At 66.7% G+C, this 23,228-nt stretch carries 24 protein-coding genes and 1 riboswitch; of the genes, 19 read left to right on the top strand and 5 right to left on the bottom strand.

Annotated features, from left to right (window positions below; genetic code table 11):
- Window positions 1-128 precede the first annotated feature (128 nt).
- A riboswitch (ZMP/ZTP riboswitch) is annotated at window positions 129-274 on the top strand.
- A 126-nt stretch (window positions 275-400) separates the two neighbouring features.
- From glyA to ACZ5MJ_RS03405, 12 genes are all read left to right on the top strand, one after another.
- Window positions 401-1,648 carry a serine hydroxymethyltransferase gene (gene glyA, locus ACZ5MJ_RS03460; RefSeq protein ID WP_464222442.1) on the top strand — a complete coding sequence of 416 codons (1,248 nt, stop codon included), beginning with the start codon at window positions 401-403 and terminating at the stop codon, window positions 1,646-1,648.
- A 155-nt stretch (window positions 1,649-1,803) separates the two neighbouring features.
- Window positions 1,804-2,271, top strand: a complete 468-nt coding sequence (nrdR, locus tag ACZ5MJ_RS03455) for a transcriptional regulator NrdR (RefSeq protein WP_010813743.1) — start codon at window positions 1,804-1,806, stop codon at window positions 2,269-2,271.
- 95 nt (window positions 2,272-2,366) lie between these two features.
- Window positions 2,367-2,720: a type IV pilus modification PilV family protein gene (locus ACZ5MJ_RS03450; RefSeq protein ID WP_464222441.1), complete on the top strand. Its 354-nt coding sequence runs from the start codon at window positions 2,367-2,369 to the stop codon at window positions 2,718-2,720.
- Window positions 2,717-3,631, top strand: coding sequence for a PilW family protein (locus ACZ5MJ_RS03445; protein ID WP_464222440.1), 915 nt, complete (start codon window positions 2,717-2,719; stop codon window positions 3,629-3,631). Before ACZ5MJ_RS03450 ends, ACZ5MJ_RS03445 begins: the two co-directional genes overlap by 4 nt.
- Window positions 3,625-4,230 carry a pilus assembly protein gene (locus ACZ5MJ_RS03440; RefSeq protein ID WP_464222438.1) on the top strand — a complete coding sequence of 202 codons (606 nt, stop codon included), beginning with the start codon at window positions 3,625-3,627 and terminating at the stop codon, window positions 4,228-4,230. Before ACZ5MJ_RS03445 ends, ACZ5MJ_RS03440 begins: the two co-directional genes overlap by 7 nt.
- A complete protein-coding gene (locus ACZ5MJ_RS03435; protein ID WP_464222436.1) occupies window positions 4,227-6,089 on the top strand; it encodes a pilus assembly protein in 1,863 nt (620 codons plus the stop codon). The genes ACZ5MJ_RS03440 and ACZ5MJ_RS03435 overlap by 4 nt, the downstream gene beginning before the upstream one ends.
- The gene (locus ACZ5MJ_RS03430; protein WP_464222434.1) at window positions 6,086-6,544 is read left to right on the top strand and encodes a type IV pilin protein; all 459 of its coding nucleotides are present in this window, start codon (window positions 6,086-6,088) and stop codon (window positions 6,542-6,544) included. Before ACZ5MJ_RS03435 ends, ACZ5MJ_RS03430 begins: the two co-directional genes overlap by 4 nt.
- 7 nt (window positions 6,545-6,551) lie before the next feature.
- Window positions 6,552-7,094, top strand: a complete 543-nt coding sequence (locus tag ACZ5MJ_RS03425) for a GspH/FimT family pseudopilin (protein ID WP_464222431.1) — start codon at window positions 6,552-6,554, stop codon at window positions 7,092-7,094.
- 53 nt (window positions 7,095-7,147) lie between these two features.
- Window positions 7,148-8,263, top strand: a complete 1,116-nt coding sequence (gene ribD, locus ACZ5MJ_RS03420; RefSeq protein WP_464222429.1) for a bifunctional diaminohydroxyphosphoribosylaminopyrimidine deaminase/5-amino-6-(5-phosphoribosylamino)uracil reductase RibD — start codon at window positions 7,148-7,150, stop codon at window positions 8,261-8,263.
- Window positions 8,264-8,323: 60 nt separating this feature from the next.
- Entirely contained in the window at window positions 8,324-8,956 is a 633-nt protein-coding gene (locus ACZ5MJ_RS03415; protein WP_464222427.1) for a riboflavin synthase, read from the top strand.
- A gap of 2,528 nt (window positions 8,957-11,484) precedes the next feature.
- Window positions 11,485-12,273 (top strand): hypothetical protein, encoded by a 789-nt coding sequence (locus ACZ5MJ_RS03410; protein WP_464222425.1) that lies wholly within the window; start codon window positions 11,485-11,487, stop codon window positions 12,271-12,273.
- 313 nt (window positions 12,274-12,586) lie between these two features.
- Window positions 12,587-13,783 (top strand): hypothetical protein, encoded by a 1,197-nt coding sequence (locus tag ACZ5MJ_RS03405; protein WP_464222423.1) that lies wholly within the window; start codon window positions 12,587-12,589, stop codon window positions 13,781-13,783.
- A gap of 244 nt (window positions 13,784-14,027) precedes the next feature.
- On the opposite strand, the gene ACZ5MJ_RS03400 is transcribed toward ACZ5MJ_RS03405, so the two are convergent.
- A complete protein-coding gene (locus tag ACZ5MJ_RS03400) occupies window positions 14,028-14,270 on the bottom strand; it encodes a hypothetical protein (RefSeq protein WP_464222421.1) in 243 nt (80 codons plus the stop codon).
- 498 nt (window positions 14,271-14,768) lie between these two features.
- Between ACZ5MJ_RS03400 and ACZ5MJ_RS03395 the strand changes: the two genes are divergently transcribed.
- From ACZ5MJ_RS03395 to ACZ5MJ_RS03385, 3 genes are read left to right on the top strand one after another with little or no spacing between them, the layout of a single operon-like run.
- On the top strand, window positions 14,769-15,050 hold the full coding sequence (locus ACZ5MJ_RS03395; RefSeq protein ID WP_464222420.1) for a hypothetical protein: 282 nt from the start codon (window positions 14,769-14,771) through the stop codon (window positions 15,048-15,050).
- A gap of 19 nt (window positions 15,051-15,069) precedes the next feature.
- Window positions 15,070-15,657 carry a hypothetical protein gene (locus ACZ5MJ_RS03390; protein ID WP_464222418.1) on the top strand — a complete coding sequence of 196 codons (588 nt, stop codon included), beginning with the start codon at window positions 15,070-15,072 and terminating at the stop codon, window positions 15,655-15,657.
- Window positions 15,654-15,899, top strand: a complete 246-nt coding sequence (locus tag ACZ5MJ_RS03385; RefSeq protein ID WP_464222416.1) for a hypothetical protein — start codon at window positions 15,654-15,656, stop codon at window positions 15,897-15,899. Before ACZ5MJ_RS03390 ends, ACZ5MJ_RS03385 begins: the two co-directional genes overlap by 4 nt.
- A 3-nt stretch (window positions 15,900-15,902) precedes the next feature.
- Here ACZ5MJ_RS03385 and ACZ5MJ_RS03380 read toward each other — a convergent pair whose 3' ends face one another.
- A complete protein-coding gene (locus tag ACZ5MJ_RS03380; protein ID WP_464222415.1) occupies window positions 15,903-16,742 on the bottom strand; it encodes an alpha/beta hydrolase family protein in 840 nt (279 codons plus the stop codon).
- 326 nt (window positions 16,743-17,068) lie between these two features.
- On the opposite strand from ACZ5MJ_RS03380, the gene ribBA reads away from it, so the two are divergent.
- From ribBA to ACZ5MJ_RS03360, 4 genes are all read left to right on the top strand, one after another.
- Window positions 17,069-18,178 (top strand): bifunctional 3,4-dihydroxy-2-butanone-4-phosphate synthase/GTP cyclohydrolase II, encoded by a 1,110-nt coding sequence (gene ribBA / locus ACZ5MJ_RS03375; protein ID WP_464222413.1) that lies wholly within the window; start codon window positions 17,069-17,071, stop codon window positions 18,176-18,178.
- A gap of 72 nt (window positions 18,179-18,250) precedes the next feature.
- Window positions 18,251-18,751, top strand: a complete 501-nt coding sequence (ribH, locus tag ACZ5MJ_RS03370; protein WP_013957645.1) for a 6,7-dimethyl-8-ribityllumazine synthase — start codon at window positions 18,251-18,253, stop codon at window positions 18,749-18,751.
- Window positions 18,744-19,262, top strand: coding sequence for a transcription antitermination factor NusB (gene nusB / locus ACZ5MJ_RS03365; RefSeq protein WP_464222410.1), 519 nt, complete (start codon window positions 18,744-18,746; stop codon window positions 19,260-19,262). The genes ribH and nusB overlap by 8 nt, the downstream gene beginning before the upstream one ends.
- A gap of 158 nt (window positions 19,263-19,420) precedes the next feature.
- On the top strand, window positions 19,421-20,602 hold the full coding sequence (locus ACZ5MJ_RS03360) for a pyridoxal phosphate-dependent aminotransferase (RefSeq protein ID WP_464222407.1): 1,182 nt from the start codon (window positions 19,421-19,423) through the stop codon (window positions 20,600-20,602).
- Window positions 20,603-20,775: 173 nt separating this feature from the next.
- Here the strand turns inward: ACZ5MJ_RS03360 and ACZ5MJ_RS03355 are convergent, their stop codons facing one another.
- The 3 genes from ACZ5MJ_RS03355 to ACZ5MJ_RS03345 form a co-directional block, all read right to left on the bottom strand.
- The gene (locus ACZ5MJ_RS03355) at window positions 20,776-21,282 is read right to left on the bottom strand and encodes a type II toxin-antitoxin system YhaV family toxin (RefSeq protein WP_464222405.1); all 507 of its coding nucleotides are present in this window, start codon (window positions 21,280-21,282) and stop codon (window positions 20,776-20,778) included.
- A complete protein-coding gene (locus ACZ5MJ_RS03350) occupies window positions 21,279-21,608 on the bottom strand; it encodes a type II toxin-antitoxin system PrlF family antitoxin (protein WP_464222403.1) in 330 nt (109 codons plus the stop codon). The genes ACZ5MJ_RS03355 and ACZ5MJ_RS03350 overlap by 4 nt, the downstream gene beginning before the upstream one ends.
- Window positions 21,609-21,839: 231 nt before the next feature.
- Window positions 21,840-22,904, bottom strand: coding sequence for a lytic transglycosylase domain-containing protein (locus ACZ5MJ_RS03345; RefSeq protein WP_464222402.1), 1,065 nt, complete (start codon window positions 22,902-22,904; stop codon window positions 21,840-21,842).
- Window positions 22,905-23,228: the final 324 nt, after the last annotated feature.

Raw genomic sequence — 23,228 nt, 5'->3', positions numbered from 1 at the left:
CCGGTTTCGTGTAAACCCGCAGGACGACTTTGCAACAGCAAGTTGCTGGCCAGCCCTTGCCAGCCCTTGGCTGGCGGGCCGACGGCTTGCGGCGGGCGCCCGCCTCGCGCTACACTGCGCCCAACCATTCCATCTTGCGCGACTGGCGAAGTCAGTGGGCACTACCACGAGGAAGCGCAAGTTCTCTGGCGTGACGTTCATTACGCGTTCGCGTAAGGTGCGGCACGCCTGGGCGTGAAGTTCTTTGCGCCTGCCGCTCGCCTGGGCAGCGAATGGGAAGCAGGGTGCGCCCTGCACCGACGGTTGCAACGTGCCGCCGGTGCTGGTCGCCGCTAGCCTTCCCCGCGCGCCCTACCCCCGATGCGTGTATCGGATTCCCTTTTTTCAGACGAGTTTCGCCATGTTCGAACGCAGCCGTTTTACGATCGACCAGATCGACCCCGAGGTCTTTGCCGCCATCCAGCAGGAAAACCAGCGCCAGGAAGACCACATCGAGCTGATCGCCTCCGAGAACTACACCTCCCCGGCCGTGATGGCCGCTCAGGGTTCGCAGCTGACCAACAAGTACGCCGAGGGCTATCCCGGCAAGCGCTACTACGGCGGCTGCGAGTACGTCGACATTGTCGAGCAGCTGGCCATTGACCGCGTCAAGCAGGTGTTCGGCGCCGAAGCCGCCAACGTGCAGCCCAACTCGGGCTCGCAGGCCAACCAGGGCGTGTACTTCGCCGTGCTCAAGCCGGGCGACACCATCATGGGCATGAGCCTGGCCGAAGGCGGCCACCTGACCCACGGCATGGCCCTGAACATGAGCGGCAAGTGGTTCAACGTGGTCAGCTACGGCCTGAACGCCCAGGAAGACATCGACTACGACGCGCTCGAAAAGCTGGCGCAAGAGAAGAAGCCCAAGCTGATCATCGCCGGCGCTTCGGCCTTCGCGCTGCGCATCGACTTCGAGCGCATCGGCCGCGTGGCCAAGTCGATCGGCGCCTACTTCATGGTCGACATGGCCCACTACGCCGGCCTGATCGCCGCGGGCGTCTACCCGAACCCGGTGCCGCACGCCGACTTCGTCACCACCACCACGCACAAGAGCCTGCGCGGCCCGCGCGGCGGCGTGATCCTGATGAAGGCCGAGCACGAGAAGGCCATCAACTCGGCCATCTTCCCCGGCATCCAGGGCGGCCCGCTGATGCACGTGATCGCCGGCAAGGCGGTCGCGTTCAAGGAAGCGCTGACGCCCGAGTTCAAGACCTACCAGCAGCAAGTGGTGAAGAACGCCGCCGTGCTGGCCGAGACCCTGATCGCGCGCGGCCTGCGCATCGTCTCGGGCCGCACTGAAAGCCACGTGATGCTGGTCGACCTGCGCGCCAAGAACATCACCGGCAAGGAAGCCGAGCGCATCCTGGGCGAGGCGCATATCACCGTCAACAAGAACGCCATCCCCAACGATCCGGAAAAGCCGTTCGTGACCTCGGGCGTCCGCCTGGGCTCGCCGGCCATGACCACGCGCGGCTTCAAGGAAGAAGAAGCCCGCATCGTCGGCAACCTGATCGCCGATGTGCTGGACAACCCGCACGACGCCGCCAACATCGCCAGCGTGCGCGAGCAGGTGGCCGCCCTGACCAAGCGCTTCCCGGTCTACGGCTGATGTACCAAGGCCGCCCTTGCGTGTGCGCAAGGGCGGCCGGCAGCTCCGCAGGCCGGCGCCCCAGGGCACTGGCCTGCGGGCCTCGCCAACCCGCCCCGCCACCGCAGAACGACAACACGGACAAGGCGACGGGGTTCAACTGAAGGTGGTCCGGCATGAAATGCCCCTTTTGCGGTCATTCCAATACCCAGGTACTCGACACCCGCATGTCGGAAGACGGCGATGCCGTACGCCGGCGCCGCCGCTGCGAAGCCTGCGACCGCCGCTTCACCACCTATGAGCGGATCGAGCTGTTCTTTCCCGCCATCGTCAAGAAAAACGGCTCGCGCGTGGACTACACCCGCGCCAAGCTGAAGGATTCCATGCGCCTGGCGCTGCGCAAGCGCCCGGTCTCGGCCGAAGCCATCGACGAAGCCATCACCCGCATCGAAGAGAAACTGCTGGCCCTGGGAGAGAAGGAAATCCCCAGCAGCCAGGTCGGCGAACTGGTGATGCGCGAGCTGCGCAAGCTCGACAAGATTGCGTATATCCGCTTTGCTTCGGTCTATCGGAGCTTTGAGGATGTGTCGGAATTCCGCGACGTGCTGGACGAGTTTGCGGCGTCCACCCCGCGCAAGGGCTAGCGAAACAAGATTCCGCAAATCCTTCACGCTTAGGCACATAACCGCGCCCTCACGACAGCTACCTTGACGGTCCCGGCAAGTCTTGGTGACCGCTCATGCAGGCGCTTCGCAATCCCATACATCAACGCCCGCGCATCCGGCCGCGCGAAGCCGGCCGCTCTGCCGGCTTCGGCCTGCACGAGGTGCTTTGCGCGCTGGTCGTCGTCGGCATCGGGCTACTGCCGATGATGGGGATGGCGCCCAGGGCGCTGTCCCGGCAGCGCGAATTCGAGGCGCTGGCCCAGGCGGCCAGGCTGGCAGCAGAGCATGCTGAACTGGCAAGCGCGAAATCGGCTCCGTGCGGGAGCATCCCGGCATTTGCATGCCTTGACGACGCGCGGCTGATCACGGCATGGCGGCCTGGCGCGCAGGCCGCCATGCCCGCGATCGCCTTGTGGGTGCGGCCATGACAGGGTCTGCATCGAAGGCATTCACGCTGGTCGAATTGCTGGTCGGACTGCTGCTCAGCCTGATGGTCGCGGCGGCGGCCATTGCCGCATTCCACGTCACGCGTACGGCCTACCTCATCACCACCGACCGCGTCCTGCTCGAAGAACGCGGCCAGCGTGCCCTGACGATCCTCTCCACGCTGCTGCGCCAGTCCGGATGGCCGGGCGAGCCATCGTCCGCCAGCCTCCACGCAGCGTTGCCCGCCGTGAGCGGCGCCGACAACTGCGGGCAGCCTGCCATGGGTGCCGTGCCATCCTGCGGCAAGGCCGGCGTCGGCCGCAGCGATGCGCTGCTGGTCCGCTTCAGCGGCAGCGGCCTGCCGGCGGCGCCGGCGCAGCCGGATGAAACCATGACCGATTGCAGCGGCTACGCCGTCGCGGCGCGCACCGCCGGCGCCGACGCACACAGCGGCTATGTCGCGGCCAACCTGCTTTATGTCGCAGCGGGCAGCGATGGCGTGCCGCAACTGCTATGCCGCTATCCCGCGCGCCGCGGTGGCGTGATCGATGGCAGTGGCTGGACCTCCGGCGCGCTGGTCCGTGGCGTGGAATCGCTGCAGCTGCGCTACGGCCTGGATACGGATGGCGACGGCCGGCCCGACCGCTTCGTGACGGCGGCCGAGATCCAGCCACTGGGTGATGCCGCCTGGCAGCGCGTGGTAGCCGTGCAGATTGCCATCGCCGTGCGCGGCGACCGGCCGGGCTCGGCGGCATCAAGCCAGGGCAGCGGCACAGACCCGCTGCCAACACCCGGCACCGCGGCCGGCGACCTGGCGCCGGTGGCGACGCCGCAGCCAGGCACAGCCCGCCGCGTGTTCGCCACCTCGGTACGGCTGCGCAATGCGCCACGCTGCCGGGAGACGCTGTGCTAGCCCGCCGCCTGCCAGGCAGCCGACAGTCGGGTGCCGCCACGCTGTTGCTCTGCGGCACGATGCTGCTGCTGGTCGTGCTGATCGCTGCCGGCACGCTGCATATGCTGCTGTCGGGCCGGCAACTTGCCGTCATGCAGCTCGAACGCGAAATCGCGTTCCGCGCCGCCGAGGTGGCATTGCTCGATGCCGAGGCGGGCCTGCTGAGCGCGGCGGCTTCGCAAGACATAAACGGCCGGCTCGGCATCTGGCCGGCACCGGGGCACTGCGGCAGCGGCCAGCAAGCCGGGATCTGCCGGCCTGCAGTGGCGGGTCCGCCTGTGTGGCAGCCCTGGCTGCTTGTGGATGTCGACGCAGATGCCGTCGGCGTTCCGTTCGGCCACTTCAGCGGGGCATCACTGCCGGTGCTGCCCGCTGGTGCGGCCGGGACGCAAGAGCTGCCGCGGTATGTCGCCGAGATCCTGGACGAGGCACCGCCCGGCTACGGCGCTTCGGACACCGTCACTTCCACCACACCGGCACCCCGAATCCGGATCACGGCCATCGGCTTCGGCCGCAGCCGCGCCGTACGCGCCGTGGTCCAGAGCGTGATCCAGCCATGATTCGCCTCCTCGCCGCTGCCCTCGCCTGCCTTGCCATCGCCTTTGCCCCGGTGTGCGCCGCCACCGGATCGGAAGCCGGCGGGCTGCCCCTGGCCTACCGGACCACGGACGGCGCCTATCCGTGGACCGGACGCTTGTTCGCTGTCGGCTGGCAGGGTTCGGCGCCGACGCTGTCGCCTTACGTATGGGAAGCGGGAGAGCGCCTCGACCGCCGGACGGTCTCATCGCGCCAGTTGTTCACGTCCTCGGCACCGACGAGCGAAGGGCCGGCGCGCGCCATGCCGCTGCAATGGGATGCGGTGGTGGCCGCGTTGGGCAATACGGGTAGTCGTGATCCTGTGAACGGCCTGGATCGCGCCGCCCTTGAATGGCTGCGCGGCGACCGCACCCAGGCAAGCCTGCGCCCGCGCGAAACGCGGCTGGGCAACGCGGCGGGCGCCCGCGTTCGGGTGGTGGCGCCGCCTGCATGGGCCCCAGGCAAACCCGGGCACTCCGGCTTTCGCGTGCGCTACAGCCTGCGCCCGCACATGGCCTGGCTCGGCACCAGCGATGGGCTGCTGCATGCGTTCGACGCCGTGACCGGCGAGGAACGCGCCGCCTATCTGCCCGGCGTGCTGCTGCCCTACGCCGCCGCGATGCCAGCCACCGACGCGCCACCGGTGCCCTCGCCGTGCCCGCGCCCCGAAACGCAGGACGTGACGATCCGCGGCGAATGGCGCACCGTCCTGCTGTGCGGCGTTCCTGCCAGCGCCAAGACCGGCAATCCCGCAGCAGCCTTTGCGCTCGACGTCTCCGATCCCGACGGTCCGATGCCCTTTGTGCCCCTGTGGGAGATCGCCGCTACGGACACCTTGCCAATGACGGCGCGCGGACCGGTACGTGCCGCGGGCATGCCTGGTGCGGACGGCTTGCGCTGGTTCGCGGTCGTGACGCTGGGCGCCACCGCCAATGACAAAGCCGGTGCTGTCCGTTCCGGGCTTGCGCTGCTGCCGCTGGACAAGCCCGCCGGGGCAGCATGGGCCGGCCGCTACGCCATCCGCACCTTGCCGTTGCCGGAGCGCGACTGCCTGGGCAGGCCGGCGACCGGCAACCTCGTGGCGGTGAGCGTGCTGTCCGACATGATGGGCGCGGCGCGCGCCGCTTATGCGACGGACGATGCCGGCCAGCTATGGCGCTTCCCGCTCGCCGACGCGCCGCCATCGGGTGGCGCGCCGGCCGCGTCATGCCTCCACCGGATGCAGGGACCGGCGCAGCCGCTGATGGGTGACGCGCCTGTGCTGCTCGGCTCCTCGACTACGCCGGTCGTGGTCTATGGCGCGGGCAATGCACTCGCGGCGGTGCCTGACCTGTCGACCTCGCGCGGCGCCAGGGCGGGCGCGCTGGTGCCGGTCGCGGCGCAAGCGGGTGAAGGCGGCCACATCCTGCGCGCGCAGCCTGACGGCACCGACGATGCCGGCTGGCATCTGACCTTGCCCCATGCCGGCGAACAGGTCGTGGAGATCCAGCCGGTATTTCCCGGCTATCTGCTGTTCGTGACGCGCACGCCCGATGGCGCGCAACGCAGCTACCTGGTGCTGGCGGCAACCGGGGAATCGGTCACCCAGAGCGGCACCGGCGAACGCCTGCATGCAGCCACCGGCCAGTTGCTGCCCCCGGGGGCCAGCGTGTTCGTGACCGCTGCCCAATTGCCCGGTGCACCGGCGCAGCCGGGCCGCACCGAGCGCCAGGTGTATGACTTGTCGCTCTGGGCCGTCGATGGCAACAAGGTTGCGCGGCTAACGCAAACCCTGGCCAGCCGGCGCATCGGGCGCCTGCGCTGGCGCGAGATCGTGGGCCCGGTGCGGGAGGACTTGCCATGACTGCCGCGACGTCATCCTCCCGGCACGATTGCGCGTTCAGCCTGGTCGAGCTTGCTGCGGCGCTGGCCGTGCTGGCCATCCTCGTGGCCATCGCCCTGCCCGCGTGGCACGGCCACCTGATGCGGGGATGGCGGGCGCAGGCCCGTACCGCGCTCACCGAGGCGATGCTGCAACTGGAGCGGCACGCCGTCGGCGCCATGACCTTTGCCGCCGAACCCGGTGGCGACGTGGCGGCCGGCGACTGGCCCCTGCGGGTGCCGGCCAGCGGCACCGTGCGCCATCTGGTGACCGCCGCGACCTGCCCGCAGGCTGCGCTGGATGCTTGCGTCGAGCTAAGAGCCGTTCCGCAACTGCCCGATCCCGAGTGCGGGGTACTGATCCTGCGCAGCACTGGCCAGTGGCTGGTGCTGCCGGACGGCGAAGCCGTGCCGCGGCCGCTTCCTGCCCATTGCTGAATCCGCGATGACTCTGCGCCACCGCCACCACGGCCTGACCCTGGCCGAGCTGCTCGCCGGCCTGGCCATGCTGGCCCTGCTGGCCGCGGTCGCCTATCCCGTATTCAGCAGCCTGCTCGCGCGCCAGCAGGTCACGCTGGCGGCCGACCGGCTGGCGGCGTCGCTGGCGCTGGCGCGCGCCACCGCGCTGGCGCGCCGCATCGAGGTGACGCTGGAGCCGCTGCCGGGCGAGGCGACGCTCGGCCCCGGCTGGCAGCTGGTCGCCACCAGCGGCGACCCGGACCGCCGCGCGGTGCTGTCTGTTGTCGAGCCCGGCATGCCGTGCCTGTCGGTAGCGCTGCGGCAAACCGCGCGCGGCATGAATGTGCTGAAATTCCTGCCTGTGGGATACTCTCGATCTGAGCAAGGTGGTTTCCAGGCCGCCACTTTCACGCTCGGCTGCCGTGGAGAGCAGCGGCAAGTCAGGCTGGGCGCGCAGGGACGTATCCGGCTCTGCACCCCCGGCCGCGACGCCGACTGCGAGGCGACGGAATCCTCCGGAGCGCCATGACCCCTGCAGCCCTGTCTTCCCGATCGCTGTGCCAAGGCAAACCTGACCGCCGAATGTTTTCCGATACCGACCACGCCGCCATGCAACAGGCTCTCGCGCTCGCCGCGCGGGGCATGTTCAACACCACGCCCAACCCGCGCGTCGGCTGCGTGCTCGTCAAGGATGGCAAGGTCATCGGGCAGGGTTTCACCCAGCCGGCCGGGCAGGACCATGCCGAGATCCAGGCCATGAAGGACGCGCTCTCGCGCGGGCTGGATCCGGCCGGTGCCACCGCCTACGTCACGCTGGAGCCGTGCAGCCATTTCGGGCGCACGCCGCCCTGTGCCGATGCACTGGTGCGTGCGGGCGTGGCGCGCGTGGTGGCGGCGATGGAAGACCCCAACCCGTCGGTATCCGGGCGTGGCCTGCAGCGGCTGCGCGATGCCGGCATCGACGTGCGCTGCGGCCTGCTGGAAAAGGAAGCGCGCGACCTGAATATCGGCTTTGTCTCGCGCATGACGCGCGGGCTGCCGTGGGTGCGCGTCAAGGTGGCGGCATCGATGGACGGCGGCACCGCGCTGCATGACGGCACCAGCCAGTGGATCACCGGCCAGGCCGCGCGCGACGATGGCCACGCCTGGCGCGCTCGCGCGTGCGCTATCCTGACTGGCATCGGCACCGTACGCGACGACAACCCGGCGCTGACGGTGCGTGCCATCGCCACGCCGCGACAGCCCCAGCGGGTGCTGGTCGATTCGCGGCTGGAAGTGCCACTGGACGCGCAGATCCTGACGCCTGACACCGGGGAGTTCGCCAAGCCGGTGCTGGTGTTCTGCGCGGTGGAAGACCGGCAACGCCAGCGCGCACTGGAAGGCCGTGGCGCCGAGGTCGTGGTTCTGCCCAACCCGCACGGCAAGGTCGAATTGCGCCGCATGCTGGAGGAACTCGGCCGGCGCGGCATCAATGAGCTGCACGTCGAGGCCGGCTTCAAGCTCAACGGTTCGCTGGTGCGCGAGCACTGCGCCGACGAGCTGCTGATCTACCTGGCGCCCAAGCTGCTGGGCGATGCCCAGGGCATGTTCAACCTGCCGCCGCTGGCGCGGCTGCAGGACGCCGAGCAGTTCCGCTGGCATGAGATCCGGCAGATCGGCGACGACCTGCGGCTGATTGCCCGGCGCAACGACGTGTAGCGCAACACACCATGGCACCACGCATCCAGATTCCCAATACCCAAAGCAGAAGACACCACCATGTTTACAGGCATTGTCGCGGCGGTCGGCCGCATTGATTCCGTTACCCCGCTGGGCGCCGCCGATGCCGGCGTGCGCTTGCATATCGCCGCCGGCGGCCTGGACCTGTCGGACGTCATCATCGGCGACAGCATTGCCATCCAGGGCGCCTGCATGACCGTGATCGCCATGGGGCCCGACGCATTCGACGTCGAGGTCTCGCGCGAATCGCTGGACAAGACCGTGGGGCTGGACCGCGCCGGCCGCGTCAACCTGGAGAAGGCGCTGCGCCTGGCCGACCGCCTGGGCGGCCACCTGGTGTCCGGGCACGTCGACGGCCTGGGCGAGGTAGTGCACTTCGCACCGGTGGGCGAGTCGCATGAACTGCGCATCCGCGCCCCGCGCGACCTGGCACGCTACCTGGCCTACAAGGGCTCGGTGGTGGTCAACGGCGTGTCGCTGACCGTCAACCGCGTCAATGACGAAGCCGACGGCTGCGTGTTTTCGATCAACCTGATCCCGCACACGGTGGAAGTCACCACGCTGCAGGAGCTCAAGCCGGGCGCGCGCGTGAACCTGGAGATCGACCTGATCGCGCGGTACGTGGAACGAATGCTATCGGCGTCGACCGACGACCTTAAGCCATTGGTTTAATTGAATTTCAACCGGAACCACTGTCTACTGCCAGCTAGCAGAAGCGACCGGTAGCGCACGCCTCTCGACCGTATGCCTACGATTTTCGCGGAAGTGTACCGTCACGATGCAGGAAAGCGGAGGACGTCCACCTCGGCTGTCGGTCGCTTTCCAAGCCGCGCTTGGGTTCCGCCCACGTTTCCCCGCCGAGCAGTCTGCCGGCGCTGATATCGCTCCATCACCTTTCGGCGCATGACATAGCGAGGAGCGCGGTCGCCGCTTGCGACTATCAGATTGGCACTCGGCCCAGCTGAAAATGCCGTGAAGCTATTTCGCGGCTAAGGCTCGATGGCTCAAACCGACCCGTCTCTGCCATTCGGCGGGATTGATGCGAGCGTTGGCCGTAGCCGAGCCCGAAGCCGCCATAGCAGTGCGCTGATAGCTGACGTTCAAAATCGCGGGGCGGACATTCCAAAGAGGGGAATGATCGAGACCAGCATAATCGCCTCCCTCTTGCCGGCGAAAGGGCTGCTGGCTTGATTTCGGCCACATGCAGGTACGCTGGTTCTATCGGCCCACACTTGCGCCGAACCGCGCCGGGGCCTCCGGCCTTGAGGACACGAACGAACCGCCTACATAGCGAAGCACCAGAACTTCGCCGGCCCTGGACATCTGCGCTGCCCTGCGCAGCGTGTTGGGCGAAATCGCAGAGCTGGTGCGCGACGCCGCCCCGGACTTGACCGAGGAGAACCTCGCCACCGGCCAACGAAAGCCCTTTCCCTCGCGGGAGGGCCTGGATTTCGTGGGCACCTCAGACCGAGAGCCGGCAGTCACGACTGAACTCGAATAGGACGCTTACCAGCGAACGTGGCTCCCGGAGGGCGACGGCGGTTGTCTGGACACGGTCGCCTGCGGCACGGTCAGCGTGGCGCAAATGCCCGAAGCCGAAGTGGCACGGCGTCAGGAGGCTTCGGGGCGACCAAACCTGCTGAGAGAAACCCCTAGTCTGTTCCTTGACCTAGGCGGCGTCCGGATCCCACTGACATGGCATGAAGGTTACAACTTGGGCGACATGCTTCTTCGCACGGCGAACTGTATTTCGGCTGACCTTGTGATCGAAAAGCACCAAGTGCCGCCGGCGTGGCCGGCGGCCTGTTCGGCCGGGGCTATTGAGCCACAGCGGTCGTCGCGTTGCCGGCCACGGGTGGCACGGTCATCATGGGCGCGGCCATCTGCAACAATGCCCAATAGGGCAGAGTCCGCCCAGCCCATAGCATAGGGCAGTCCCCTAGCCTCTTTTCGGCAAGGCCCTTATTCATACGGTCACCGTCGGCACCTAGACTGTATTGGTGCAATGCACAAGCTGCATTGTCCAATACCATTGGATGACCGCTATGGAACTCGAGTCCCTTCGTTGCACAACGTGGCGACCAGTTTTCGCCATTGGCGCCCTTACGTTCTGCACTGTCGCATATTGCGAGCCGGCGGCAACTTCTGAACAGAAATTTCCGCCCGGCTACCTGGAAGCTTGCTCGACCGGTTACGACAACGGTCAGGCCGCCCTAGCGCCTGCTCCAGACAAGACGCAAGTAATGACACCTAGTCCAGTGATCCGGACCTCCCTTGTTGACCAGCCTCCAACACCGATTTCTTCGCCAAACAAAGGGAAGACCAGCAAGTAGGTAGGGCATTGGCGACTGCGATCCCGGGTACTCCCCGGGTGGTAAATAGCTGGAGAATAGCCCGAGTCTCCCTGCCGCGGAGACTCGGGGCTCAGCCCTTCTATCCATCAATCCTTGCACTTCTGACGGAAATTTTGCCAAACGGGCATCTCTAATGGCCGCTTCGGCCCAGCAGTCGTCATTCGTGGGACACGCCCGAAGGGCTGTTACTCTGGCCGGGAACAGCCGGTGGGTTTCCGTCATCCCTGGCCAGCAACAGTTGACCGCAGCGCGGTGCCCGGATGAACGTGAGAGGGAATTGCCCCGACGCGGCGATAAGGCACGATAACGTGGTTGTCGCACGTCGTCAGCACACGAAGGCGGTGCATGCAGGCTTGGACGCCGGACGCCAGGCGCACGCCGCGACCTAAGCCCTAGGCGCCACTGGCCGGCAGCTGGCGGAACTGGGTACCCAATTCTCGGCGGAACTCGAGCGCGAGAGAATAGGTGGCCATCGTGCAGGAACGCGCAGAGGCCTGCGAACGTTACGCGCTGCGCGAACTGGGCCAGGAAAGCACCTTGCGTCGTCCCCGCTTGGATGACCCGAACTCGCCGAGTCGCATAGGGGACGGTGACCTACCGCTTTGCTGCCACGTGGAAAAAACCTGATGGCTGGTAAGCGAAGCGCCCTTAGCGAGGGATTTTCGCAAAGGCTGGGCGCGTGCGAGGTGCGGGACGGACACCAGCAATGTGATCGAAGAGGTATATCACCGAGGAGCGTGGCTGGCTGCCGGGGCCTTTTAAACGAATCTGCGGGCGGAATATGTATGCCTTTCGGCACGATCGCTAGGTGCCGCCCCCTACCCCGGACTGCAAATTTGTTGGTTCATGAACTTCATGAACTATCATTGGTTCATGACCGTACACCGCCGTATTTCTCTTCGCGCGCGTTTCGCCGCCGGCCCCGTCCGATTCGAATCTGCACAGCTTCCGATTAGCCGGGCCCGCGCTCGGCGTGCGGCATACTCTGCGGCAGCGCGCGAGCAGCAACTTGCCACGCCCGGTGAACTAGTTGAGACCGCTGTGGCTCTCATCAACGACGCGTCCCGTGAGGTCGCGTTGTCCGCCGAGGTCCAGCACGAGCTGGACGCTGCACTTGGCAGGATCGTTCGCATCTTTGCGAAGCCGAATCGCCCGTTGCGCGAGCATCGTTCTGTTGCTGCCGGAGAGCCTGCGGAACATGCCGGCGGGGCTGCACATTCCGATCCGCTGCAGGAGGCGCGCGAACGTGGTCGGCTGGCAGCCGCACGGGAGTGGGAACAGCCGGAAAACCTGTCCCTTAAGGACGCCGCGCTTTACGCGGGACGCTCGGACCGCGCCATCAACCAGGACCGCCAAGCGGGGCGCCTCTACGCCCTCGTGCTGCCGGGGCGCGAGCGAGGGTTTCGCTACCCGTCGTGGCAGTTCCACATCGATTCCGAGCGGCTGGCCGCTGTGCTTGCACCGTTCGTGGCTGCGGGAGCGAGCAGTTGGGTTATCCATAATTTTCTGCATCGCCCACAAGAGGGCCTGGAGGGACGCACGCCGGCGGATTGGATCGCCGACGCAGTGGCCCCGATAGACGCTGTTGTGCGGCTCGTCGACGCGCGGTACCGCGACGAGCAGGGCGCCGCATGACGCATTCGACCACCCTGAAGCAACACTCAAACATCTCATCGGCTTCACTGGCGTCGAACACTAGTCTAGGAACAAGGCACGCTGGACTCACACGCGAGTGCTCCCTGACCAGCTTGTCGCCCAAGATGCCGGGATTCCTCGCATGCCCCTGTGCATCGACCATCACCGTCCCTGCCCATGAGTAAACTGTCAACCTCTGCAGCCGAACCAGCGCCAAAGGCACAGCTGACGGACCTCTTACCTTCCGAGGTGGTCCTGCCCAACAATTGGAACTGTTCCTCGACCGCGACAGGCGAAAATAGAGCGCAATCCCATGAGCGAATACCAATACTACGAATTTGCTGCCGTCGAACGGCCACTAACCGCACAACAGCAGGCCGAACTGCGTACCCGCTCCACCCGCGCCACCATCACCTCCTCCAGCTTCATCAACGAATATCATTGGGGAGACCTCAACGGCGATCCGATTGATTGGGTAGAGCGTTATTTCGATGCTCACGTCTATTCTGCGAACTGGGGCAGTTGCCGCTTTCTCCTCCGCCTGCCGCAGGACACGTTCGATCCGCAGAGCTTGCGCGAATATGCTGGCCATCCCATGCGCGCTTCAGGTTCGAGCTTTGGACCGACACTCGAGGCCATTGACGCCAAGGGCTGTGTTCTTCTGGACTGGTCGTTCAATGAAGACTCAGGTGAAGATCCACGGTTCTTCGAAGGTGCGGACGGCCCAGGCTGGATGGCGCGACTGCTGCCCATTAGAGATGAACTGCTTAGGGGCGATGCACGGCCGCTCTATCTCGGATGGCTAGCCCGACAAGCAAGTGGCGAGTTAGGCAATGGCGATCTTGAACCACCGTTGCCGGACGGCTTGGGGGCGCTAACACCAGCCCAGGTTGCGCTGGCCGAGTTCCTCGTGCTCGATCCGGACTGGCTCGCAGCTGCGGCAGAGAAAAGCCCTCCGCTGGGCGCGGAAACAAAATGCGATAGCCGCTTCGATTCCTGGCTACTCGAACTGCCTGGCGAGGAAATGCGGGCCACCTTGCGTATGCTCCTTGACGGACGCAGCCAGGAAGCCGAACGCACGCTGCGTCGCCGCTTCCTAACCTGGGAACGGGAAAAAGCCCCCAAACCCGCCAAGCGGAGCCGCCGTCGGGTGGCTGAGATCGCAGCTCGGGTCAGCGCACACCGGGCCATTCGTGAGCAACGCGAGCAGAAAGCACAAGCCGCGCTGGAAGCGCGACGCAAAGCGGAGCGCGCCAGCTACCTCAAGACACTCCTGACCGGCGAAGATCGTGCCTGGGCTAGCATTGACAAGACACTACAGCGTGGATCAGGCTCAGCCTATGATGAGGCACTGCGCGGATTACAGGATCTGTCTGAAGCTTACTCGGGCGCCAAACGCGCGCCCGAATTCCGGCGCCGCCTAGTGCGACTAATGTCCCACCATGGCAACCGCCCCGCCTGGGTGACGCGGGTAACAAAAGCCGGCTATATGTGGGAACCGGAGCGATAGGACTTGCCCCGCTCTCGGCTCTTGAGTCTGCCACCGTCCACAAACAACCATGGGCAGCTTAAGACGCCTGACGGTTCCTGGGCCCGCTGTGACTTCAAACCCAAGCCACATAAGGCTTTGCGGGCCGATTCCACATAATCGCCCGCTATGTGGAACGGATGCTGTCGACCGCGCAGGTTCCCGCCTGATCAGTGCAACGATGCGGCGCCTACCGCGCCGCCACCACTTGCCCGTTACTTGACCGCTACCTGCCCTCCTCGGGCACGTTGTAGGCCTCGCGCAGCTTGTCGGTGAAGGGGCGCAGCGCTTCCACGCAGGCGGCGCTGTTGCCGCCCTCCATGGTCGACAGGCTCCAGTTGCAGCCGCCGGCGTCCGGCGCGTGCCACACGATATCGCCAAAGCAGGCGCCCTCGCACGCGGCGACTTTCGCTTGCTCGGCCCGTACCATGGCTCGCAGTTCGGCCTTGTTCTTGATCTGCCTCGACATGCTGGTCTCCCTTTGTTTGACAAAGCCTGCGGGCGCGAACGGGCTGGCGCCCTGATTTGAAGTCCGAACCGCCGCCCGGCTGCGCGGCGGTATCCAGAGGGCGTGGCCTGCCCTTTTGCCGGAGCTTACGCTGTCACGCCACTTCTGTGGCGAATTACTTTCTGCGCGCCCGGCGCTGGCGGCTGGCGAAGCAAGTGCGCCGCACGGGGCCTCGCGGGCCTTTGTTGTAAGTGAACTAGGCTGCGCGGCGCCCGCCACCTAGAATGATTGAGCAGCGCCATCCATATATGCTCACGGCGCCCGCCACTCGTTTCCGGGCTTCCCCCCCTCGACAACGGTCTTAGGACTGGTGACTCCTGAAGTCACTCACGGGGACCACCGGGACCTTCATGCACCCCTGCTCCGCCGCGCCACGCGCTCGTCCGCGAGCTGGCGCTTTTGCCGTTGCTTTCGATTGCCGGCCGGGCCGCTGCCTGGTCCTTCGTGAAGGAAACCACCGTGCCTGATCCCGCCACCAGAATCCTGTATCAGCGTCTTCCGGCGATGCGCCTGCTGCGCGACCGGCATCCCACGGCATCGGCACGCGCGCGCCTGGGCTTTGTGCGCCTGGCAGCGACCCACCTGCACTGTGCCGCCACGCTGCTGATCGACTGGGAGCTGGCGGTGGGCGACGGATGGCCGCGGCTGCAGCCGCCTTCCTCACCCCTGCCGAAGACATTCCGGCGCCCCGGCGCCCGGCGTTATGCAGGTTTTCCCTGGCCCAGCGGCAAGTGGACCTGACACAAAGCGAGGCTTGACCATGCGCACCCTTCTGTATTTCCGGCTGGACGACATTGCCGCGGCAAGGCGGGCGCAGGCGCAGCTTGGCGAACTGGCTGCAACCGCCGCACGCATTGACGGCCCATGGTTCTTCCAGCGCGACAACCAGCCGGCCGATGGCCTGCCCGCTCCCCGGGCGGCGCAGATCACCTACCTCAATGAAGCCGCCGCGGCCGGCCTGGCCGCCGGTGCGCTGCTGATGACCTGGATCTTGTTCCGCTACGGCACGCCGGCCAACGCAGCTGCGGGCTTCATCGCCTACCTCGGCGGCATGGCGCTTGGCGCCATCATCGGCTGGTGCCTTGGCGGCGCGGTCGGTGCCAGAATCATGCGCGCCGGCCTGAGGCGACCGAAGCGGCAAATGACTGCAGGCCAGCTGGTGATGGTCTGCGCGTGCAACAGGCAGTCAAAGGGGCGGCTCTGCGAGATCGCCCGAGATGCCGGCGCCGCTGGCATCGACCCACAGGATGGCCGGCTGCCCCTGCGCGGCTGGCTGACAGGGCGCCACTGGCCCGCATGGCTTCCAGGCCGTGGCCAGCGCGCTGTCCCGCACAGGAATCAGGCATGAGCGAGAGTTTTTACTATCAGCATTGCCACGTCGTCGTGACGCTGGCCGAGGTCACCTTCGGCAAGTGGGAATGGTCGTATGCGCTGGACGCGCACGCCAGGTTCACGAAACCCAACGCCGGCTTCCTGACGCGCGAACTCGCGCTGGCCGACGCGACCCGCGCGGCCAAGACGCGCATCGCCAGGACGATGCGCTTGCGTACCATAGCGCCTGACGCCACGCCGCTACCCGCCGGCGCATAGGCGTCAGTCGTCGTTCTTGTCCTCCCCCACCGCCTGCTGGACGTTGCGCGACAGGATCCAGTCCGATATCGCCAGCATCACGGCTCGCTCCCGGCCAACGAAGCCATGCGCTGAAAACGCCTCGCAAGGCTCGCCGCGCGCACCTTTCGTGCCGTGCACCGTAACCAGCGTCAGGCTGCCCTTGCGCGCCACGATGCTGCGGTACTGCGTCAGCGGGCAGGGGTCGTCCTGGTGGTGGACAAAGAGCTGATCGGTCTTGACCGCCGCCCAGTTGAAATCCCGCATCGGCAATCCATGGGACAAGCCCTTGCCGAAGCGCGGGTCGGTAAAGGTGGCACTGTGCACCGCGCCGTCAATGCGATCGGCAAGCTTCAGCGCGAGGAAGGCACTGGATACCGTGCCATAGCTCGTGCCCACCAGATAGATCCTGCTGACCCCCAGGTCGGCCTTCAGCTTGTCGATAGCCGCGCCGATGTCCTGGGCGTGCTGGTCCGAGGTGCGGTAAGCATCGTCGCAGTGTTCCCAGCGCGCGGTCGGGCAATCGACCATCACCGTCAGCACCTTGTCGCTGACCAGGTGCCGGCGTGCACGCACCAGGAAATTGCCGCGCAACTGGTAGCTTGGCGCGCCGCCGGCCGCAGCCTGGACCTTGAGCACGCCCGGATAGCCCGGAAACAACAATGCCGCGACCTGCGGCTGGCTGCCGGGCAGCTTGCTGACCACCAGGTTCAGGTCGGAGCCGCCGCCAAGCGGCACCGTGACAAGGCGCTCTTCCAGGCCCGCATCCTGGGCAACGGCCATGAGACTCACGCAAGTCAGCCATAACGCCATCAGGACTTTCATCGTCTGCCTCCACCGGTTGGTTTTCGGGTCACATTGCGCGTGACCAATATAGTCAGTTGCCGGCCCGGCCGCCTTCCTCCATCCGGCGGGGGGCTGCCCCGCCTCGGGGCAGCCCGGGCAAAATCCGCCGTCGCCGCCCTCCCGCCTTGCCTGCCTTGGCGTACAATACTCGGCTTGACTGGGCAACCTGCCGGGCGTATATGGCCTGGCCGGCCCGGCCCGACGCCCCGCCTCAGTCCGGCCGCTTTCAACCGCGGCCATGGTTCCTGCCCCAGCTATTCGCCGGTTTTTCGCTCGATTCGCCCCAATTTGCCGTTCAGCACGCCATGAAAATCGCCCGTACCGAAGACATCATTGCCGACATCCGCGCCGGCCGCATGGTCATCCTCGTCGATGAGGAAGACCGCGAGAATGAGGGCGACCTGGTGCTGGCTGCCGATTTCGTCACCCCGGAAGCGATCAACTTCATGGCCAAGCACGGCCGCGGGCTGATCTGCCTGACGCTGACCGCCGAGCGCTGCCGCCAGCTGAACCTGCATCCGATGGTGAGCCGCAACGGCACCCAGCACGGCACCAACTTCACCGTGTCGATCGAGGCCGCCGAGGGCGTGACCACCGGCATTTCCGCCGCCGACCGCGCCCGCACCGTTCAGGCCGCCGTCGCACGCGACGCCAGGCCGGCCGACCTGGTCCAGCCCGGCCACATCTTCCCGCTGACTGCCCAGCCCGGCGGCGTGCTGATCCGTGCCGGCCATACCGAGGCGGGCTGCGACCTGGGCGCGCTGGCGGGCCTGACGCCGGCGGCCGTGATCTGCGAGATCATGAAGGACGACGGCACCATGGCGCGCCTGCCGGACTTGATCGAGTTCGCGCAGGAACATGACCTGAAGATCGGCACCATTGCCGACCTGATCCACTACCGCAGCCGCACCGAGAGCATTATCGAGCGCGTGGGCGAGCGCGCCATGCAGACCCCCTACGGCACCTTCCGCAGCATCGCCTACCGCGACAAGCCCACCGGCCAGGCCCACCTCGCGCTGGTCAAGGGTTCGCCCGCGCCGGACCAGGAAACGCTGGTGCGCGTGCACGAGCCCTTCTCGGTGCTGGATCTGCTGGAAGTGAAGCGCACGACGCACTCGTGGAGCATCCCGGCCGCGCTCGAAGCCATCGCCACCGCCGACAGCGGCGTGGTGGTGCTGCTGAACTGCGGGGACTCCGCCGACCAGCTGTTCACGCAGTTCAGCGCCCTGGACGCGCCGCAGTCGCGCCCGCGCCGCAAGCCCGACCTGCGCACCTACGGCATGGGCGCGCAGATCCTGAAGGACGTGGGCGTTGGCAAGATGCGCGTGCTGGCGTCGCCGCAGCGCATGCCCAGCATGACCGGCTACGACCTGGAAGTCACCGGCTACCAACCCATGAACGGCGCGGCCGACTGAGCCCGCGCCACCCGGACACCCCGGCAGCGCGCACCGGCGCCGCTGCCGCCCCGAAAACTGGAGAACTGAACAATGGATCACGGCTTCTACCCCAGCAACCTCGACGGTGAAGGCCTGCGTATCGGCATCGTGCAGGCCCGCTTCAACGAGCCTGTCTGCGCCGAGCTGCTCGAAGCCTGCGTGGCCGAGCTGGAAAAGCTCGGCGTCGAGGGCGAAGACACCCTGGTGGTGACCGTCCCCGGCGCGCTGGAAATCCCGCTGGCGCTGCAGAAGATGTGCGAGAGCGGGCAGTTCGACGCCCTGGTCGCGCTGGGCGCCGTGGTGCGCGGCGAGACCTACCACTTCGAGCTGGTCTCGAACGAGTCGGGCGCCGGCATCACCCGCGTCGGCCTGGACTTCAACGTGCCCATCGCCAACGGCATCCTGACCGTTGACACCGACGAGCAGGCCCACGCCCGCACCCGCGAGAAAGGCCGCGACTGCGCCCGCGCCGCGGTGGAGATGGCCAACCTGGTCGTCGCGCTCGATTCGCTGCGCGGCCAGGAAGATGAAGACGAGGACGACGATGAGTGATACGTCGAATACCCCCGACAACGAAGGCGGCAAGGCAGCCGGCGGCAAGCCCGCCGCGGCCCGCACCGAAACCAAGGCACCGCCCAAGAGCGCGCGCCGCCGCTCGCGCGAGCTGGCCCTGCAGGGCCTGTACCAGTGGCTGCTGAACCGCAACGACATCGGCGCGATCCAGGCCCACCTGCATGACGCGCAAGGCTTCAACAAGGCCGACCGCGAGCACTTCGACGCGCTGCTCAATGGCGCCGTGCGCGAAGAAGCCCGCCTGACCGCGGCGTTCGAGCCCTTCCTGGACCGTACCGTCGACGAGCTGTCGCCGGTGGAGCGCGCCGCCCTGCTGGTCGGCAGCTATGAGCTGGTGCACTGCCTCGACATCCCGTACAAGGTCGTGATCAACGAAGCCGTCGAGCTGACCAAGACTTTTGGCGGTGTCGAGGGCTACAAGTACGTCAACGGCGTGCTGGACAAGCTCGCCGCCCAAGTGCGCGCGGCCGAGGTCGCGGCGCGCCGCTGAACTGACTGCATAGCAGCCGGGCCTGTGCGGCCGGCCACATCGCATCGCGGCGCCCGCACGCGGCCGCGTTGAAGACGACACCCGCCCAGGCGGGTGTTTTCGTTCCTGCCTATCTAATATTGACTGAACGGGCCCCGAAAGGCCCGCCCCGGACCACCATGGACATCCAGCGCCTAGCCACCGCCTCCCGCCTCGCCAATATCGATGCCTTCCACGTGATGGAGCTGGCCAAGCAGGCCGCCGAGCTGGAACGCGCCGGACGCCACATCGTGCACATGGGCATCGGCGAGCCGGACTTCACCGCCGCCGAGCCGGTGGTGCGCGCGGCCGAAGCCGCCATGCGCCGCGGCGTCACCCAGTACACCGGCGCGCTCGGCATCCAGCCGCTGCGCGAGGCCATCGCCGGCTATTACAAGACGGCCTACGGACTGGATATCCCGGCCCGGCGCGTGATCATCACCGCCGGCGCCTCGGGCGCGCTGCTGCTGGCCTGCGCGGTGCTGGTCGAGATCGGCGCCGAGGTGCTGATGCCCGACCCCAGCTATCCGTGCAACCGCCACTTCGTCGCCGCCTTCGACGGCGCCGCGCGCATGATCCCGAGCGGCCCGGCCGAGCGCTTCCAACTGACCGCCGCGCAAGTCGAGGCCAACTGGGGCGAACAGACCCGCGGGGTGCTGCTGGCGTCGCCCTCCAACCCGACCGGTACCTCGATCCTGCCCGACGAGCTCGCCCGCATCCTGCAGGCCGTGCGCGCGCGCAACGGCTTTGCCATCCTCGACGAGATCTACCAGGGCCTGTCCTATGACGCCCCGCCGGTCTCGGCCCTGAGCTTGGACGAAAACGTGGTCACGGTGAACAGCTTCTCGAAGTACTTCAACATGACCGGCTGGCGCCTCGGCTGGCTGGTGGTGCCGGAGGCGCTGGTGGAGGCGTTCGAGAAGGTGGCGCAGAACCTCTTCATCTGCGCGTCCGCCGTGGCGCAGTACGCCGCGCTGGCGTGCTTCACGCCCGAGGCGCTGGCCATCTATGACGAACGCAAGGCCGAGTTCCGCCGCCGCCGCGACCTGATCGTGCCGGCACTGGAGTCGCTGGGCCTGCGCGTGCCGGTGCACCCCGACGGCGCCTTCTATGTCTACGCCGACTGCCGCGGCGTCAACCACCCTGCCGCCGGCGATGCCGACCGGCTGACGCAGGCGATGCTGCACGACGCGGGCGTGGTGATGGTGCCGGGGCAGGACTTCGGTCCGCATACGGCGAAGGACTACATCCGGATCTCGTACGCGACCTCGCGCGAGAACATCGAAGAGGCGATGGCGCGGCTCCGCAAGCTGTTCCGCTGACCGACCCATGCTGCAGCCCCTGCTGCGGCTGCAGCGCAGAATAAAAGCACCCCGCGGGCTAGCCGTTGACAAAAAGTGTTGAAAATCGGCTGAGGCCTAGGATCCTTACCCAGCCTAGGCCTTCTCTGCCGACCGCGCCGACGAATTCTTCCGCAGGAAAGACGAAGCAAGCCTTACGGGGCGATGCCAGCGGCGAATCGTTGTAGGCGTTGCCCCTCGGCACGAGCCTCGGCGAGCAACTGGTCCCAGTCCCCTGGAGGGCGGCCACTTTCCAGCATCTTGCGGAAAACCCGGTAGGCGTCGTCGCTGCTTTCGTAGGCGCGCTTCGTGTCTTCGCCATTTACCCATGCAAGCACAATCACCTTGCTCGAAACGTGGTAGCGAAAGAACAGCCGATACTGCTGGAAGAACTTTGCTCGGAACCAGTGCTTGTGGTCGTCGCCAAGGGTGCTGCCTTGCCGGTACTCTGGTCGCGCTGGATCTTGCGGGATGACATCGAACGCGAGTTTGGCGATCGCCGCCAGTCGCTTGCTGGCGTTCTTCTTTACGTACCCACTCGGGTCCTTCTGCTGGAGGGCCTCGACCTGCTGCGCCAGCACTTCGAGCTGCGCCAGGAACAGAGGGTGAGCAAAAACCGTCCAGCCATGAATGACCAGAGGTGCGGGCTTGCCCGCCTTCATTCATCGTCTGCCGGCAGGGCCGCATCGAGATTGACTTCGACGCCACCGACCAGCGATTCGAGCCGTTGGACAAGACCAGCGTCCAAGGCTTGCAGGCGATCAGGATGGTCGGCGATGTCGCGTGCCAAGAACCCCAGGAATCGGCTGAGCACCGGGTCGTCGCCCTCGGAGGCTTCGACGCGGGTCAGCACCACCTCGCCGCTGGGGTGGATGGTGTAGTGGATCTTGTCGCGCTTACCAAGCCGAAGGGCGCGGCGCACGAGCTCCGGCACCGTTGTCTGGTAGCGGTCGGTCAACGTGGATTCGACTTCGAGGGTGGCAGGCATGGATGATATCCGGTCAAGAAGCAGCGGAACACACCCATGGTAATGCAAATGCCTTGCCAACGCATTGCAAGCGCATTTCATGTGATGTGCTGGCCGCTCCCGCGTCGCTAGGTCCCGACAAAAACGAACGGGTCCGGTCTTAGTGACCGGACCCGTTTGAGCTTTCAACACTTTTTGATAACGGCTAGCCCCGCGGGGTGCTTTTCTTATTTTGCGGTGCCAGGGTCAGCCTCAGGCGCTGTGCGGCCCGGCGTTGGCTTCCAGCTTTTCGGTCGGCGCGTGCTCGGCCGGGGCCTTGTCTTCAGCCGGCTTGTCGGCGTTGGCGGGCGCGTTGCGCACGCCGAGCAGCTGGCGCAGGCGGGCACGTTCGGCCAGCACCCTGGCGCCATAGCCGCCATCGGTGGCCGCGGTGGCACCGACGTAGTACTTCAGGCCACCTTCGATCGAGCCGGCGCGGGCGATGCAGTCCTTGAGCACCAGCGCGCCGATCTTGATATTGGCGTACGGGTTCAGCGCCGCGGCCACGCCGCCGACGGCTTCGTACTTGTCCTGGTGGACCTTGGTCATGACCTGCATCAGGCCCTGCGCGCCCACGCCGCTTTCCGCGTACGGGTTGAAGCTGGACTCGATCGCGATCACGCCCAGGATCAGCAGCGGATCGATGCCGACCTCGCGGCCGGTCAGGTAGGCCGCCTTGACCAGTTGCGCGGTGGCCTGGGCCGCCACGCGATACTTGCGGGCAATATAGTCAGCCACGGCCGCCTGCTCGCGGGGGGTGCCCAACGTGCTGGTGCTGCGGGCATCCATCGCCACGCGCGTCACCGGGATCTGCGCGGCCAGGTGCGCGACCGACGGCACCTTGGCGGCAGCCGCCAGGCTCCATTCGTCCACGCCCGACACGGTCGGCAGGCCGAGCTTGCCACCATGGCCATAGCCAAGCCTGGCCGCCGCGGCGTCCGCCGAACTCGACGGCACGGCATTGCTGACCGCGGCAGGTGCTGCCGGCATGGCGGCGCTTACCAGCACCGCGGGTGCTTCGTCACCCGCCAGCATTGCGGCCAGCGTGGTGCGCCATTCCTGGCTCAGCGACAGCGACACGGCCGAAACGACCGCGACCACGCCCAGGCTGTTCAGGGCGTACTTCAGCGTTGTGCGGCCACCGCGCAACGCGCGGCCCGCGACCGGATGCGCGAGACGGACCTGCAATGCCCGACTCACTCCGGGTACCGGCTGTCGGAGACGGACCTGCAAGGCCCGCCCGATGCCGGGAAGATGAAGGGTTTTCCAACCGCTCATGCTTACCTCCATCCGTTGCCCGCTTCGCGCGCCCGACTGCGGCGCGCGCCCGATCTCAACGTACTCAAGTAAGGATGCCGCGCCGTCTAGCAGTGACGACCAAGCATCTGTTGGCAGGCGCTCCCCGTGCGCCCAACTGGAAACAGGCAACGCTCTGGGGGAGCGCAACCTGCCACGACTAAACTCACTACGCTCCGGCAAGTCGCCGGAGGCGACCCATCGGCCCGCTATGCATCGGGCCCAACTATCGGTCCTTGCTGGAGGGATTTTCTGGCACGCATTTCTTTGATGTGCACCCCTTGACACAGGGGGAAAATCCATGTT

The sequence above is a fragment of the Cupriavidus sp. LA-1 genome, from assembly GCF_055385985.1.
This window is presented reverse-complemented; position numbering and strand designations above follow the sequence as displayed.

Excerpts from the sequence above, each read along its gene's own strand:
- ACZ5MJ_RS03360 (WP_464222407.1), top strand. The coding sequence starts at position 19,421 with ATGGACATCCAGCGCCTAGCCACCGCCTCCCGCCTCGCCAATATCGAT.
- ACZ5MJ_RS03405 (WP_464222423.1), top strand. The coding sequence starts at position 12,587 with ATGAGCGAATACCAATACTACGAATTTGCTGCCGTCGAACGGCCACTA.
- ACZ5MJ_RS03345 (WP_464222402.1), bottom strand. The coding sequence starts at position 22,904 with ATGAGCGGTTGGAAAACCCTTCATCTTCCCGGCATCGGGCGGGCCTTG.
- ACZ5MJ_RS03385 (WP_464222416.1), top strand. The coding sequence starts at position 15,654 with ATGAGCGAGAGTTTTTACTATCAGCATTGCCACGTCGTCGTGACGCTG.
- ACZ5MJ_RS03390 (WP_464222418.1), top strand. The coding sequence starts at position 15,070 with ATGCGCACCCTTCTGTATTTCCGGCTGGACGACATTGCCGCGGCAAGG.
- ACZ5MJ_RS03350 (WP_464222403.1), bottom strand. The coding sequence starts at position 21,608 with ATGCCTGCCACCCTCGAAGTCGAATCCACGTTGACCGACCGCTACCAG.
- ACZ5MJ_RS03400 (WP_464222421.1), bottom strand. The coding sequence starts at position 14,270 with ATGTCGAGGCAGATCAAGAACAAGGCCGAACTGCGAGCCATGGTACGG.
- ACZ5MJ_RS03410 (WP_464222425.1), top strand. The coding sequence starts at position 11,485 with ATGAACTTCATGAACTATCATTGGTTCATGACCGTACACCGCCGTATT.
- ACZ5MJ_RS03425 (WP_464222431.1), top strand. The coding sequence starts at position 6,552 with ATGACTCTGCGCCACCGCCACCACGGCCTGACCCTGGCCGAGCTGCTC.
- ACZ5MJ_RS03450 (WP_464222441.1), top strand. The coding sequence starts at position 2,367 with ATGCAGGCGCTTCGCAATCCCATACATCAACGCCCGCGCATCCGGCCG.
- ribH (WP_013957645.1), top strand. The coding sequence starts at position 18,251 with ATGGATCACGGCTTCTACCCCAGCAACCTCGACGGTGAAGGCCTGCGT.
- ACZ5MJ_RS03430 (WP_464222434.1), top strand. The coding sequence starts at position 6,086 with ATGACTGCCGCGACGTCATCCTCCCGGCACGATTGCGCGTTCAGCCTG.
- glyA (WP_464222442.1), top strand. The coding sequence starts at position 401 with ATGTTCGAACGCAGCCGTTTTACGATCGACCAGATCGACCCCGAGGTC.
- nrdR (WP_010813743.1), top strand. The coding sequence starts at position 1,804 with ATGAAATGCCCCTTTTGCGGTCATTCCAATACCCAGGTACTCGACACC.
- ribBA (WP_464222413.1), top strand. The coding sequence starts at position 17,069 with ATGAAAATCGCCCGTACCGAAGACATCATTGCCGACATCCGCGCCGGC.
- ACZ5MJ_RS03415 (WP_464222427.1), top strand. The coding sequence starts at position 8,324 with ATGTTTACAGGCATTGTCGCGGCGGTCGGCCGCATTGATTCCGTTACC.
- nusB (WP_464222410.1), top strand. The coding sequence starts at position 18,744 with ATGAGTGATACGTCGAATACCCCCGACAACGAAGGCGGCAAGGCAGCC.
- ACZ5MJ_RS03380 (WP_464222415.1), bottom strand. The coding sequence starts at position 16,742 with ATGAAAGTCCTGATGGCGTTATGGCTGACTTGCGTGAGTCTCATGGCC.
- ACZ5MJ_RS03435 (WP_464222436.1), top strand. The coding sequence starts at position 4,227 with ATGATTCGCCTCCTCGCCGCTGCCCTCGCCTGCCTTGCCATCGCCTTT.
- ribD (WP_464222429.1), top strand. The coding sequence starts at position 7,148 with ATGTTTTCCGATACCGACCACGCCGCCATGCAACAGGCTCTCGCGCTC.
- ACZ5MJ_RS03355 (WP_464222405.1), bottom strand. The coding sequence starts at position 21,282 with ATGAAGGCGGGCAAGCCCGCACCTCTGGTCATTCATGGCTGGACGGTT.
- ACZ5MJ_RS03445 (WP_464222440.1), top strand. The coding sequence starts at position 2,717 with ATGACAGGGTCTGCATCGAAGGCATTCACGCTGGTCGAATTGCTGGTC.